The organism is Actinoallomurus soli, assembly GCF_024055715.1.
Classification (GTDB): Bacteria; Actinomycetota; Actinomycetes; order Streptosporangiales; family Streptosporangiaceae; genus Actinoallomurus; species Actinoallomurus soli.
This window is the reverse complement of the sequence record NZ_JAMXMV010000008.1, coordinates 232,769-245,930: the sequence shown is the minus strand read 5'-3', so window position 1 is coordinate 245,930 and position 13,162 is coordinate 232,769. Positions and strand designations below refer to the sequence as shown.

The 13,162-nt window shown below is 72.9% G+C and carries 17 protein-coding genes; 3 read left to right on the top strand and 14 right to left on the bottom strand.

Annotated features, from left to right (window positions below; genetic code table 11):
• Positions 1–221 precede the first annotated feature (221 nt).
• The 12 genes from NDW01_RS21840 to NDW01_RS21785 all read right to left on the bottom strand — a co-directional run bounded on the left by NDW01_RS21840 (position 222) and on the right by NDW01_RS21785 (position 10,149).
• A complete protein-coding gene (locus NDW01_RS21840; RefSeq protein WP_252776295.1) occupies positions 222–419 on the bottom strand; it encodes a hypothetical protein in 198 nt (65 codons plus the stop codon).
• Positions 420–586: 167 nt separating this feature from the next.
• Entirely contained in the window at positions 587–865 is a 279-nt protein-coding gene (locus NDW01_RS21835; protein ID WP_252823114.1) for an acylphosphatase, read from the bottom strand.
• A 49-nt stretch (positions 866–914) separates the two neighbouring features.
• Positions 915–1,769: a bifunctional DNA-formamidopyrimidine glycosylase/DNA-(apurinic or apyrimidinic site) lyase gene (mutM, locus tag NDW01_RS21830; protein WP_252823113.1), complete on the bottom strand. Its 855-nt coding sequence runs from the start codon at positions 1,767–1,769 to the stop codon at positions 915–917.
• A 3-nt stretch (positions 1,770–1,772) separates the two neighbouring features.
• Positions 1,773–2,486, bottom strand: a complete 714-nt coding sequence (gene rnc / locus NDW01_RS21825; RefSeq protein ID WP_252823111.1) for a ribonuclease III — start codon at positions 2,484–2,486, stop codon at positions 1,773–1,775.
• Between the two features lie 179 nt (positions 2,487–2,665).
• A complete protein-coding gene (gene rpmF, locus NDW01_RS21820) occupies positions 2,666–2,842 on the bottom strand; it encodes a 50S ribosomal protein L32 (RefSeq protein ID WP_252776286.1) in 177 nt (58 codons plus the stop codon).
• A 1-nt stretch (position 2,843) separates the two neighbouring features.
• Entirely contained in the window at positions 2,844–3,428 is a 585-nt protein-coding gene (locus NDW01_RS21815) for a YceD family protein (protein ID WP_252823109.1), read from the bottom strand.
• 113 nt (positions 3,429–3,541) lie between these two features.
• Positions 3,542–4,021: a pantetheine-phosphate adenylyltransferase gene (coaD, locus tag NDW01_RS21810; protein ID WP_252776281.1), complete on the bottom strand. Its 480-nt coding sequence runs from the start codon at positions 4,019–4,021 to the stop codon at positions 3,542–3,544.
• Between the two features lie 28 nt (positions 4,022–4,049).
• Complete coding sequence (gene rsmD, locus NDW01_RS21805; RefSeq protein WP_252823108.1) at positions 4,050–4,616, bottom strand: 16S rRNA (guanine(966)-N(2))-methyltransferase RsmD; 567 nt, start codon at positions 4,614–4,616, stop codon at positions 4,050–4,052.
• Between the two features lie 34 nt (positions 4,617–4,650).
• On the bottom strand, positions 4,651–5,229 hold the full coding sequence (locus tag NDW01_RS21800; RefSeq protein WP_252823107.1) for a hypothetical protein: 579 nt from the start codon (positions 5,227–5,229) through the stop codon (positions 4,651–4,653).
• 64 nt (positions 5,230–5,293) lie between these two features.
• Positions 5,294–5,923 carry a HEAT repeat domain-containing protein gene (locus tag NDW01_RS21795; RefSeq protein WP_252823106.1) on the bottom strand — a complete coding sequence of 210 codons (630 nt, stop codon included), beginning with the start codon at positions 5,921–5,923 and terminating at the stop codon, positions 5,294–5,296.
• A gap of 282 nt (positions 5,924–6,205) precedes the next feature.
• Positions 6,206–8,419 carry an ATP-dependent DNA helicase RecG gene (gene recG, locus NDW01_RS21790; RefSeq protein WP_252823105.1) on the bottom strand — a complete coding sequence of 738 codons (2,214 nt, stop codon included), beginning with the start codon at positions 8,417–8,419 and terminating at the stop codon, positions 6,206–6,208.
• A gap of 95 nt (positions 8,420–8,514) precedes the next feature.
• Positions 8,515–10,149, bottom strand: coding sequence for a DAK2 domain-containing protein (locus NDW01_RS21785; RefSeq protein ID WP_252823104.1), 1,635 nt, complete (start codon positions 10,147–10,149; stop codon positions 8,515–8,517).
• 188 nt (positions 10,150–10,337) lie between these two features.
• Here NDW01_RS21785 and rpmB point away from each other — a divergent pair, with 188 nt between their 5' ends.
• Together rpmB and NDW01_RS21775 are read left to right on the top strand one after the other, a co-directional pair.
• Positions 10,338–10,535 carry a 50S ribosomal protein L28 gene (rpmB, locus tag NDW01_RS21780; RefSeq protein WP_252776270.1) on the top strand — a complete coding sequence of 66 codons (198 nt, stop codon included), beginning with the start codon at positions 10,338–10,340 and terminating at the stop codon, positions 10,533–10,535.
• A gap of 156 nt (positions 10,536–10,691) precedes the next feature.
• A complete protein-coding gene (locus tag NDW01_RS21775) occupies positions 10,692–11,183 on the top strand; it encodes a metallophosphoesterase family protein (protein WP_252823103.1) in 492 nt (163 codons plus the stop codon).
• Between the two features lie 78 nt (positions 11,184–11,261).
• Here the strand turns inward: NDW01_RS21775 and NDW01_RS21770 are convergent, their stop codons facing one another.
• Entirely contained in the window at positions 11,262–11,459 is a 198-nt protein-coding gene (locus tag NDW01_RS21770) for a hypothetical protein (RefSeq protein ID WP_252823102.1), read from the bottom strand.
• A gap of 498 nt (positions 11,460–11,957) precedes the next feature.
• Here NDW01_RS21770 and NDW01_RS21765 point away from each other — a divergent pair, with 498 nt between their 5' ends.
• Positions 11,958–12,275 carry a hypothetical protein gene (locus tag NDW01_RS21765; protein ID WP_252823101.1) on the top strand — a complete coding sequence of 106 codons (318 nt, stop codon included), beginning with the start codon at positions 11,958–11,960 and terminating at the stop codon, positions 12,273–12,275.
• A gap of 74 nt (positions 12,276–12,349) precedes the next feature.
• Here the strand turns inward: NDW01_RS21765 and thiD are convergent, their stop codons facing one another.
• Positions 12,350–13,162 (bottom strand): bifunctional hydroxymethylpyrimidine kinase/phosphomethylpyrimidine kinase, encoded by an 813-nt coding sequence (gene thiD, locus NDW01_RS21760; RefSeq protein WP_252823100.1) that lies wholly within the window; start codon positions 13,160–13,162, stop codon positions 12,350–12,352.

Sequence of the window (13,162 nt, the reverse complement as noted above, 5' to 3'; positions counted from 1 at the left end):
TCCTTTCTGCCACCGCCGACGGGTGGACCACCCGTGCCGGGCGTCACCGGCGCCCCGGCCGTATCAGCACGATACCGGCCGACACGCGCCGAAGCCGGGTATCCGGCAGCCGGATGTGCCGTGGTGAGGGCGCGGCCCGGTCGAATGCGGCCGAAAACGCGGTACGCGGCCAACAAAAAGGGACGTCTGTCGACGTCCCTTTTACGCGCTCGGCGCTGACCTCAGGTCAGTGCCGGTTCGCGGTCCTTGGTAGCGAGCGCCATGACTTCGTTGTCAGCAACAGCGGCAAGCGCGTCGTTTTCGGACTGGAGCCGTACGAGCTCGGCCTCCAGGTCACGGACACGTTGCTGCAGGCGCCGCATCTCCGCAACCATGCGGGGGTCGGGACCGCCGACGTGGCCGAGTAGAGCCTTCGCCATGATTAAGGGTCCTCCACGCTGAGTGACCAGCAGGAATGGTCGCGCACGAGAATCTTCTTGAGGTGCGCGTAACAACTAGGGTCGCACCGGCAGGGAAGCCGGTCAAGACAGATGTCACAGACCCGTAACAACCTGTCCGTACAAGTTTAGCAGACCTCCCAGACCGATCACCGTTCGACGAAGCCTCGAAGGCCGCCACGCGACTCGGTCCAGCGCTCTGACACACCGGTCACACGCCCCGGTGTCGTTCCGCCCCGGAGGAGACCCAGAAGGTCCTCGCACGCCTTTCTCGGCCCCTCGGCGATCACCTCGACCCGGCCGTCGACCAGGTTGCTCGCCGAGCCGAGCAGTCCCAGTTCCAGAGCGCGGGAGCGCACCCACCACCGGAAGCCGACGCCCTGGACCCGTCCGCGTACCCAGGCCGTCAGCCGTACGTGCTCGTCCATTCCCCGATCGTAGAGCGCGCCCGAGGACGTACGGCTCCGGCCGCGGAGGTCAGTAGTGGGCGCGGCGGGGGCGTGGCTGGCAGGTGGGGCAGGTGAAGGAGGAGCGGTTCATGAAGGCGTCGCGGCGAATGGGACTGCCGCACCGCGCGCAGGGCTCGTCGCGCCGGCCGTAGACGTTGAGCGACCGCTCGAAGTAGCCGCTCTCGCCGTTCACGTTGACGTACAGGCTGTCGAAGGAGGTGCCGCCCGCCTTCAGCGCGGCGGCCATCACCTCGCGGACACCCGTCAGCAGGCGCGTCACCTCCGCCCGCGTCAGCGTCTCGGTCGGCCGCGCCCAGTGCAGCTTGGCGCGCCACAGCGCCTCGTCGGCATAGATGTTGCCGACGCCGCTGATCAGGGTCTGGTCGAGGAGCGCGCGCTTCACCCCCGTACGCCGGCGCCGCAGCGCGCGGTGGAACGCCTCCTCGTCGAAGGCGTCCTCCAGCGGGTCCGGGGCGATATGCGTGATCGGCTCGGGGATGCCGTCCTCGGTGGCCGTGAGCATCAGGTGGCCGAAGGTGCGCTGGTCGATGAAGCGCAGGTCCGGTCCCCCGTCGGTGAAGGTGAACCGGGCGCGCAGGTGCTTCTCCGGCGGCCGGTCCGGATCATCGACGATCAGCTGCCCGCTCATGCCGAGATGGGCCAGCAGCGCCTCGTCGTCGCCGACCGGCAGCCAGAGGTACTTGCCGCGTCGCCGCGCCGCCGCGATGGTCCGTCCGGTCATCCGCGCGGCCAGGTCCGCCGGGCCCTCGGTGTGGCGGCGCGCCGACCGCGGGTGCAGGACCTCGGCCGTCCGGACCGTACGGCCGACGACCCAGCGCTCCACGCCCCGCCGTACGACCTCGACCTCGGGTAGCTCGGGCACGCGTCAGTCCTGTGTGCCCGAGGACTCGCGGATGGTCCGCCAAGCCGCCTCGGCCGCCTGCTGCTCGGCCTCCTTCTTGCTGCGCCCCTCGCCGCGGCCGTACTCCGTGCCGCCGACGACGACCGCCGCGCGGAACGTCTTCTGGTGGTCCGGGCCGCTCTCCTCCACGTGATACTCGGGCACCCCGAGCTCCTCCGTGGCGGTCAGCTCCTGCAGGGACGTCTTCCAGTCCAGGCCCGCGCCCAGGCTGGCCGAGCGGGTGATCAACGGGTCGAACAGCCGGTGGACCAGCTCGGCGGCCGCCTTCAGCCCCGCGTCGAGGTAGACGGCCCCGATGAGCGCCTCGAGGGTGTCGGCCAGGATCGAGGACTTGTCGCGGCCCCCGGTGCCCTCCTCGCCGCGGCCGAGCCGGATGTAGGCGCCCAGGCCGAGCGTGCGCGCCACGCCGGCCAGCGCCCGCATGTTCACCACCGCGGCCCGCAGCTTGGCCAGCTGGCCCTCGGGCAGGTCGGGATGGTTGCGGAAGAGGGTGTCGGTGACGATCAGGCCGAGCACCGAGTCGCCGAGGAACTCCAGCCGTTCGTTGGTCGGCAGGCCGCCGTTCTCGTAGGCGAAGGAGCGGTGCGTGAGGGCGCGTTCGAGGAGCGCCGGGTCCGGGCTGACGCCCAGGGCCGCCACCAGCGGGCCTCGGTCGGACGCCGAATTGTCGGTCTTCATGCTGCGGCCCCCATGACGAGGACCATGGCGGGCGGGAAACTCACGGTGCTTCCTCCGAGGAAGGTTCCGCGAGGGCGAGGCGCACGCCGGATGTCTCCGGCGTCCGCCACGGCCTCGGGCGAGTCTTCATCGCGAGACGAGCCGGGGGCGGCGGCTGAGCCGCCCCCGCGGAACGTCACTCAGGCCACGTCGACGACCTGGCGGCGGTTGTAGGTGCCGCAGGTCGGGCACGCGGTGTGCGGCAGCTTCTCGTCGCGGCACTGCGGGCAGCGCACGAGCGTCGGCGCCTGGGTCTTCCACTGCGAGCGACGGTGCCGCGTGTTGCTGCGCGACTTCTTACGCTTAGGTACGGCCACGTCAGCCCTCCTGGTCTTCTTGTCGTTGATCCAACATGCCCTGCAATGCCGCCCACCGGGGGTCGACGGCCTCGTGGTGGTGGTCCGGCTCGGCGTCGGCCAGCCGCACCCCGCACTCCGAGCACAGGCCGGGACAGTCGTCCTGGCACAGCGGGGACAGCGGCAGTGCGAGCACCATCGCGTCCCGGACCACCGGCTCGAGATCGATGAGATCTCCCTCGAGACGGCGCTCGTCCTCTCCCGCGCTCTCGCCGGAGCGAGTGTCGGAGTAGACGTAGAGCTCCTGGAAGTCCACCTCGATCGACGAGGTGACCGGCTCCAGGCAGCGCGCGCACTCTCCCGTGAGAGGTGCCCGCGCCGTGCCCGAGACGAGCACGCCCTCCATCACCGCCTCGAGCCGGAAGTCCAGCTCGACGTCGGCGCCCTCGGGGACACCGACCATCTCGACGCCGAGATCCGCCGGAGCCGGCACGGTCCTGGAATCCTCGCGCATCGATCCCGGTCTGCGGCCCAGCGTCGTCGTGTCGATCACGAACGGGGCCCGGGGATCGATGCGGGTCAGGTGTTTCCTGCTTCCGTGAGGCATGGCGCAATCACCGCCGTCGTACAAGGTCGATTGGCAAGGTTACCAACGTGCGGGGCGTTCTCCCAACTCGGAGGTCCCTGAGAGCCCGGCGGACCGGGCGGCTCCGCACGCGTTCAGGACTCGGAGAACCGCCGGATGAGACGCTGCTGGACCGGCTCGGGCACCAGCCCGGAGACGTCCCCGCCGTACTGCGCGATCTCCTTGACCAGGCTGGAGGACAGGAAGGAGTACAGCGGATTGGTGGCCATGAACATCGTCTCGACCCCGGCCAGCTGATGGTTCATCTGGGCGATCTGCAGCTCGTAGTCGAAGTCGCTGACCGCCCGCAGACCGCGCACGATGACGGGGATGTCCCGCTCGCGGCAGAAGTCGACGGTGAGCCCGTGGAACTTCTCCACCACCACGTTCCCGTACTGCTTCGTCACCTCGGCGATCATCTCGACGCGTTCGTCGACGGTGAAGAGGCTCTTCTTGGAGATGTTGATGAGGACCGCGACGACGACCTCGTCGTACAGCCGCGACGCCCGGCTGATGATGTCGAGGTGGCCATTGGTGACGGGGTCGTACGAGCCCGGACAGACAACACGGCGCACGAGGTGAGCACCCTTCGCTGAGGAGCCGTCAGTGACCTGCGGCGTGACCGTACCAAAGCGTCCCTTCGCCGTAGCGGCGGGCCCTGCTCTCCTCGTACCCGGGCGGCCAGCGCACCGGCTCGTCGCGGGTCGCGCGTTCGACCGCCACCAGGGCGTCCGGGGCCAGCCAGCCGTTGTCGCGCAGGTCCTCCAGCATCCGGGTGACCGCCTCGCCGGTCACGGCGTACGGCGGATCCGCGAAGACGAGGTCGTACGGCTCCGGGGGCGGCTGCCGCAGCACCCGCTCGACGCGGTCGGTCACCAGTTCGGCGCCGGGCAGGCCGAGGGCGGCGATGTTCGCCTTGATCACTTTGGCCGCGCGCGGCGCCGACTCGACGAGCAGGACGTGGGCCGCGCCGCGCGACAGCGCCTCCAGCCCCACCGCTCCGGACCCGGCGAACAGGTCGGCCGCCCGCAGGCCGGCGAGGTCGCCGAGCAGCGAGTGGACGGTGGCGAACAGCCCCTCGCGGGCGCGGTCGCTGGTCGGCCGGGTGTCGCGGCCGGAGGGGACGGAGATGCGCCGCCCGCCGGCCGTTCCTGCGATGAGTCGGGTCACTCCCCCAGTCTGCCCATCGCCCGGCCGGCGCGGCTCAGTGGTCGAGGGCGACGGTCCCCCCGCTGAGGCGGTCGACGACCGCGCCCAGGTCCCGGGTGCCGATCAGCGCGCCGCGCAGCGCGTACGCGACCGCCGCGCCCTCGAAGCGTTCGGCCGTCCGCCGCAGCCGCTCGGCCCGGCCCGGGTCCCCGTGCGTCAGGTCCTCCGTGTCGGCGACGTCCACCAGGAGGTACGGCCGGGCGCCCTTCTCCGCGATCCGTAGCCGCGTCACCCGGTCCCAGGGGACGAACACGTCGTAGCCGCGCCGGGCGAAGACCCGCAGCCGTACGCCCTCGGCCGTGAAGACGGGCGGAGTGCGCAGCAGCCGGAACTCCGCGCGGGCGAGGAACGCCATGCCGACCGCGGAGGCGAGCAGGCCCAGACCGAGGGCCGGAAAGATCACGAAGACGGCACCGGCCGCGGCCTCCTCCGAGATCCGTCGCATCGCGACCAGGAGGTATCCCACGAGGACGAGCACGAAGAGGGCGCCGACGCCCGAGACTGCGGCCAGGACGGCGATCAGGTAGGCGGGCGCGGCGGCGACGGGGACCGGAAAGTCGCGCTTCTGCTCCACTGCGGGAGAGTAACCACAGACGGGAGATCGCGGCCACGACCCGCCCGGCGCGTCGTCCGCGCGGTCAAGGACGGTAGGGCGGGGTGGCCAGGGCCCAGCGGGCCTCGGCGCGGATGCCCGGGTCCGCGTCCTTCAGCGCGGCCGTCAGGGCCGTCCGTGCGTAGTGGCGGTCGGGCGCCCACGGGGCCAGCGCCCGCACGGCCGCCAGGCGGACGGCGACGACCTCGTCCTCGTCCTCGAGCACGCTGCTCAGCGGGCCGATCGCGGCCCGGGGACCGAGCGAGCCGAGGGCGGCGACCGCGCGTTCACGGATACGCCAGGACGGGTCGGCCAGGGCGATCTCGGCGAGCTCGGCGGCGGCCCTCAGCAGGAGGAACCCGCGGATGGTCTCGGCGCGGCCGGGGTCCTCGCGGCGCAGGGCGCCGGCGTAGATGTCCCAGGCGGCGGCCCGCATGGCGCGCACGAGCTCCGCCGCGACCGCGCGCACGTAGGAGTCGGCGCCGGTGTCGGCGGCCTGGACGAGGGCCCGCACGCCCTCCTCGCCGACCAGGACCTCCTGCTCGTCGATGAGGGCGCCGGCGGCGGCCCGGCGGACGCGGGCGTCCCGGTCGCCGAGCGCACGGGCGAGGGTGTTGCCGGCCTGCTGCTCCGCGCGCAGCGCCGGCGAGTGCACCGGCAGGTCGATGACGGTCATGTGATCCTCCGGAGAGTCGTCTGACGGGCGCCGGGACGCGTCGGAGGACACGGCCTACCGTGCGCGCGGCGCGGCCGCGGCGGGCGCGGCCCGGTGATGGGGGCTCAGCTCGGGGGACACAGGGCGCTGGCCTGTCGCCGCAGGTCGACGTGGAGCCGCACGATCAACGGAGCTCTCCGGTACACGCTTCCAGCCTGAACCAGTCTCCCTAGTTTGTCAACCGAGATAGTAGGGATATCGCCCGCCCGCGAATTCACGGGCCTGCCCGCGAGCCGGCGCGCCTCAGGTCTTCTCGAGGTACTCGGCGCGCTCCTCGTCGATCAGGGCCGCCAGCTCCGCCGCGAGGGCCGGGTGGTCCGCCAGCTCCGGGTCCTGGTCGACGAGGGCCGCGGCCTCGGTGCGCGCCGCCTTGATGATCTCCTCGTCCCGCAGGAGGGTCAGCAGCCGGAGGCTGGAGCGCCGCCCGGACTGGCTCGCGCCCAGGACGTCGCCCTCCCGGCGCTGTTCGAGGTCGAGCCGGGACAGCTCGAACCCGTCGAGGGTGGAGGCGACCGCGTCGAGGCGCTCGCGGGCCTTGGAGCCCTCGTCCGCGTCCGTGACGAGCAGGCACAGCCCGGCGTGCCTGCCGCGGCCGACCCGGCCGCGCAGCTGGTGCAGCTGCGAGACCCCGAACCGGTCGGCGTCCAGGATCACCATCACCGTGGAGTTGGGCACGTCGACGCCGACCTCGATGACCGTCGTGGCGACGAGGACGTCGACCTCCCCGGCGGCGAACCGCCGCATGACGGCGTCCTTGTCGTCCGGGTGCAGGCGGCCGTGCAGGACCCCGATCCGCAGGTCCTTCAGCGGTCCCCCGGAGAGCTTCGGCGCGACGTCGAGCACGGCCAGGGGCGGCCGGCGGCCCTCCTGCTCCTGCTCCTGGTCCGGGTCCGGGTCCTGCCCCCCGGCGATCACGTCGCCCTCGTCGCCCTCCGCCTCGCCGATGCGGGGACAGACGACGTACGCCTGCCGCCCCTGGGCGACCTCCTCGCGGATGCGCTCCCAGGCGCGGTTCCAGTACGCCCGGTTGGCCGTGGGGACGACGTGGGTCGCGATCGGGGACCGCCCGGCGGGCAGCTGGGTGAGCGACGAGGTGTCCAGGTCGCCGTACACGGTCATGGCGACGGTCCGCGGGATCGGCGTCGCGGTCATGACGAGGACGTGCGGACGGCCTCCGGCCGCCTTCTCCCGCAGCGCGTCGCGCTGTTCGACGCCGAACCGGTGCTGCTCGTCGATCACGACGAGCCCCAGGTCGGCGAACTGGACGTGCTCCTGCAGCAGCGCGTGGGTGCCGACGACGATGCCGGCCGCGCCCGAGGCGGCGTCGAGCAGGCCCTCACGCCGCGCCTTCGCCCCCTGGGAGCCGGTCAGCAGGGCGACACGGGTGCCGTGCTCGGCCCCGCCGAGCCGGCCCGCCTCGGCGAGCGGCCCGAGCATGCTCACGATCGACCGGTGATGCTGCTGGGCCAGAACCTCGGTGGGCGCGAGCAGCGCGGCCTGCCCGCCCGCATCGACGACCTGCAGCATCGCCCGCAGGCCGACGATCGTCTTGCCCGCGCCGACGTCGCCCTGCAGCAGGCGGTGCATGGGGTGCTCGCGGGCCAGGTCGGCGGCGATCTCCTCGCCCACGGCCCGCTGGCCCTCCGTCAGCTCGAACGGCAGCCGCCCGTCGAACTCGGCGAGCAGCCCGTCCGGTCGCGGCGGCCGCGGCGTCGCCCGCAGGGCGGAGGCATCCCGCCGCCGCCGGGCGAGGGCGGTCTGCAGGACGAACGCCTCGTCCCACTTCAGCCGCCTGCGCGCGCGGCCGGCCTCCGCCATGTCCGCGGGCCGGTGGATGCCGCGGTAGGCCTCGGCGAGCCCGACCAGCCGGTGCCGCCGGCGTACGGCCTCCGGCAGGGAGTCGGGGCCCACGTCGACGGTGTCGAGGGCCATCCGCACGCAGTCGCCGATCTGCCACGACGTCAGGCCCTTGGTGGCCGGGTAGACGGGGATCAGCTCCTCGGCGAACTCCCGCGCCGCGTCGGCGCCCTCACGGGAGTCGACCGCCTTGTACTCCGGGTGGACGAGCTGCCGCTTGATGCCGTTGCCGCTCCGGTAGAACGAGACCTTTCCGGCGAACAGGCCGCGCGTGCCCGGAGGCAGCTCCCGCTCCGGGACGCGCGCACCGGTGCCGAAGAAGGTGAGGGTCAGCCGCCCGCGGCCGTCCGTCACGACCACCTCGAGGAGGTAGCCGGGGCGCCTGGTGATCTTGCGGCCCTGGACCTTCTCGACCTCCGCCATCACCGTGACGTACTCGCCCTCGGCCAGGCCGACCAGGTCCGTCAGCTCGCCCCGCTGGGCATAGCGGCGCGGATAGTGGCGGAGCAGGTCGCCGGCCGTGTGCAGGTCCAGCGCGGCCAGCTTCTTGGCCGCCTTGGGACCCACCACTTTCACCAGCGGCGCGTCGAGAGTCGTCACGGATCACTCCTCTTACCAGCCCGGCTCCCTCTGTTCTACCGGCTCGGCCGGACAGGGCGGCGCGCACCCGCCCCGGCGGCGATCCCGGTACGCGCCTACTCGACGCCGATGAGGAGGAGATGGCGGTCCTGCCCGCCGTGGTAGACGGCGACCTCGACGTCGGGCCGGACGGCGTGCAGACGCTCGCGCACCCGGTCGGCGAGATCGCCCGGAGCGCCGTCGCCGGCGATCAGCGTGACCAGCTCGCTCCCGGGGGACAGCATGCGGTCGAGGACGCCCGCCGCCAGGGCGGAGGCGTCCGCGCCGATGAGCGCGACGTCACCGTCCACAAGGCCGAGGACGTCGCCGGGCCGGCACATTCCGGCGCTCGTCACCGCCTCGCTCCGTGCGGTCTCGAGCCGGCCGGACCGCGTCGCGCCCGCGGCGCGCGTCATGGCGATCACGTCGTCCTCGAAGCGGCGCAGCGGGTCGTGGACCGCGAGCGCCGCCAGGCTCTGCACCGACGCCGTCGCCGGAACGACCGCCGCGTGCACGCCCTCCTCCCGCGCCCGGCGGGCCGCGGCCTCGGCGACGGCCAGCACCGTGCCGTCGTCCGGCAGCACGACGACCTCGCTCCCGGCCTCGACGATCGCCTCGGTCAGCTCGGCCAGGCCGGGCACGTCTCCGGAGGCACGGCGCACGGCCCGGGCGCCGTGTTCCTCCAGCAGCGCGGCGAGCCCGTCCCCGGCGGTCACGGCGACGACGCCCCGGCCGGTGCGCCGGGCGGGGCGGTCCTCCGCCGCGTCGAGGTAGGTCACCCGGATCCGGTACGGGCGGCCGGCGCGCAGACCGGCCTCGACGGCCGCGCCGGCGTCGTCGGTGTGCACGTGGACGTTCCACAGCCCGTCGCCGCCGACCACGACGAGGGAGTCGCCGAGGGCGTCGAGTTCCCCGCGCAGCTCAGCCACCGCGCCGTCACCGGCGTCCAGGAGGTACATCACCTCGTACGCGCCGCCCTCGGCGGTTCGCGGCACGGCCTCCGGCGGCTGCCGGCTGCGGCGCGGAACGTCGTACGTCTCGGGGTAGTCACCGCTGACCACGGCGGCGAGCGTCTCCAGGACGACGCACAGCCCGGCCGCGCCCGCGTCGACCACGCCGTTGCGCGCCAGCACGTCGAGATGATCCGGGGTCCGCCGCAGCGCGGCACGGGCCCGCTCCGCCGCCGCCCAGGCGGCTCCACCGGGATCGGCGCCGGGGTCGACCGAGGGCGAGAGCGAAGCCGCCTCCACCCACGCGGTGCCACCGGGATCGGCTGCGGGCGAGGCCGAGGGGGAGACCGCCTCCGCCGCCTCGCGCAGGACGCTGAGCATCGTTCCCTCGACCGGATGGGCCACGGCGCCGTACGCGAGGTCGGCGGCGTTCCGCAGGGCCGCGTCCAGGCCGCCGCCCGCTCCCAGAACGTCGGCCATGCCGCGCAGCATCTGGCTGAGGATCACTCCGGAGTTGCCGCGGGCGCCCACGAGCGCGCCCTCGGCGAGGGTCCGCCAGGCGATCGCGGCGTCCGCGTCCCCGGGCAGGCCGTCGAGGCGTTCCGCCGCCGCGAGGAGCGTGAGGTGGAGGTTGGTCCCGGTGTCGCCGTCGGGAACCGGGAAGACGTTGAGCGCGTCGATCCCCGCGCGTGTACGGCCCAGCGCGTCCGCCGCCAACCGGCACCAGCGTCGCACCGCCGCGGCGTCGAGAACCTCGCCCACGCCACCTCCCAGACGGACAACTCTAGACTTTCGGCGTCTTCGTGGGACGACGGGCCGCGTGTGCGCGCTGGTCGATTCGCGTCTCCGGGCGAGTGTCGGCTAGTCTTGAGCTCTGGGTCCCGTCGGGGACCCTTTTGACGAGCGCCCGAACTCCGGGCTTCCCTTCCAAACACTTTGGAGCGCATCCCATGGCTTCTGTCTGCGAAATCTGCGGCAAGGGGCCGGGGTTCGGCATGCGCGTCTCTCACTCGCACCGCCGCACCCCGCGCCGCTGGAACCCGAACATCCAGCGGGTGCGAGCGGTCGTCGGCCGCACCACCAAGCGGATCAACGTCTGCACGTCGTGCATCAAGGCCGGCAAGGTGACCCGGCCCGTCGCACGCTGACACCCCCTCCGAGCGCCGCATAGGCGCCCACAAGCCGTGCTCTCACCGGGCACGCGTCGACGGCCGGTCCGTTCCACACACGGACCGGCCGTCGGCATGTCACGGGCGGCTCCCGCCACCGGTGTGCACCGGTCGCTTCCGGGCATCATGCGCCCCATGAGAGTCGTGGCGCTCGCCGACACCCACGCTCCCCGGCGATGGCGGGGCTGTCCGGCCGCGGTGGCCGCGCACCTCCGGGACGCCGACCTCATCCTGCACGCCGGGGACGTCTGCGTGCCCTCCGTGCTCGACGAACTCGCCGCCTACGCCCCCGTACGCGCCGTGCGCGGCAACAACGACGGCGCGGACGTCGCGGCGTGGGGGGCTCCGGAGGTCCTGGAGCTGGAACTGGCCGGGCTTCCGGTGGCGGTGATCCACGACAGTGGCCCGGCCAAGGGCCGGCTCCGCCGGATGCGGCACCGCTTCCCGGAGGCGCGGCTCGTCGTCTTCGGCCACTCGCACATTCCGCTGGACGAGTCCGGCGAGGGACTGCGCATCTTCAACCCCGGCTCCCCGACCGACCGCCGGCGCCAGCCGCACGGCACGATCGGCCTGCTCGACATCGACGAGGGCCGCCTCCTCGACGCGAGGATCGTCCCGGTGACCTGATCGCGCCGGTACCGGCGCGCGTGCCCCGGGCGGGGCGGCGCCGGCACGGCCGGCCACGGCGCGGTTCACCGCGGCGGCTCACCACAGGGCGCCGCCGGATCCCCAGGTGTCCCAGCAGTCCCCCCAGTTGTCACAGCCGTCTCCGCCGTGGCCGGCGGCGACGTGATGCGAAACGGTCGTAGGTGAGGACGCTCCGGCCGTGCCGCCGGCGAACGCCATGGCTCCGGCGAAGGCCAGTCCCGCCAGGGCCACCGCCGGCTTCTTCGCTCCGCGCATCGAGGACACCCCCTCTCGCCCCTCGTGTCGCCGCGCCTTTCGTCCGGCGGCGCTCGGGCGGGCCCGGGCCGCCGGACGCTCAGACGATTGTCGCTTTTATGTGGTCCGCTCTGAGTTCAACTGCACAACGTTCGCTTGTGGGAATCAACCGGCGTAAGCTCCACGCGACGCTATTTGACCCACATCGGGGGCGTTGCGCGGCCCCCTTTGGACACGATCTCCGCCGCCTTTACGCACCACGGCGGCCGGGCGAAGCGCCTGGTCGCACCGGGTCGGGACGGGCCTGCGGACCGGCCCGGCGACCGCCGAACCGCGACCGCTCAAGCCCGCGCTGCACTTTCGCAAAGCGAAGGTTAAATCCCAATCTTTGAGTATTTATGGGTTGATACTGGGCGTGATCCGAGGTCGGCTGGACTGTGGATAGCGCCGCATATCGGTTAATTGCCGAGAGCGTGTGCAACCCGCCCTGTCCGTCGATCAAGCAAAGAGGTGTCCTTGATGAGGAACAGGAAGCGGATGGCTCTCGCCATCTCGGGAGCGGCCTTCGCCGGAGCCACGGCTCTGGCTCTCGGGGCGGCTCCGGCCGCCGGCGCGCAGACCATCACCGCCGCACCGCACCACACGGTCGCGGCCACACCGCACCACGCCACCACCGGCCACGTCGCCGGCCAGATTCGCGGCGACGGATGGGGTTGGGGCTTCTCCAGCGGATGGGGCTACCCCGGCGGGTGGGGTTATCCGACCGGTTGGGGCTACCCCGGCGGTTGGGGCTATCCCACTGCGTGGGGGCCCGGCGGTTTCGGCTGCGGCTGCTGATCGCCCGTCACCTCGCCGAGATCGAGGCCGGGAAGAACCGGGGTTCCGCGTGACACGCGGAACCCCCTCATTCGTCAGAAGCGCGCGACCGGCCCGGCGCGGTGGAACTCCCACCCGTGGTCGACCGGCCCGATGCCGCCGCCCAGCGGGAAGCCGTGCTCGATGGCGCCGGTGACGTACTCCTTCGCCCGGCCGACCGCGGTCACGACGTCCTCGCCGTGCGCCAGGTACGAGGCGATGGCCGACGCGAGCGTGCATCCGGTGCCGTGCGTGTGCATGTTGTCGAGCCGCCGGCCGGGGAACCGGTGCTCTTCCGTGCCGTCGAACAGCAGGTCGACCGGGGCGCCGGGAAGGTGACCGCCCTTGATCAGCACCCACCGCGGGCCGAGCTCCTTGACCGCCTCGGCGGCCCGGCGCATGCCGTCCTCGTCCTCGACCTTGACGCCGGTGAGCTGCTCGACCTCCCAGAGGTTGGGGGTGACGACGGTCGCCAGCGGGAGCAGCGCGGAGCGGACCGCGCCGACCGCGTCCGGCGCCAGCAGCGCGTCGCCGTGCTTGGAGACCCCCACCGGGTCGACCACGAGCGGGACGTCGACGCCGGCCAGCGCCTCGGCGACGGTCTCCACGAGGACGGAGGAGGCGAGCATGCCGGTCTTGATCGCCTGCGCCCCGATGTCGGACAGGACCGAGTCGAGCTGGGCGCGGACGGCCTCGGGAGGGAGCTCCCAGTAGCCCTGGACGCCGAGGGAGTTCTGCGCGGTGACGGCGGCGATCACGCTCATTCCGTGCACACCGAGGGCGAGCATCGTCTTCAGGTCGGCCTGGATGCCCGCGCCGCCTCCTGAGTCGGAGCCGGCGATCGTCAGGACCCGGGGCGGTGTCGTCAT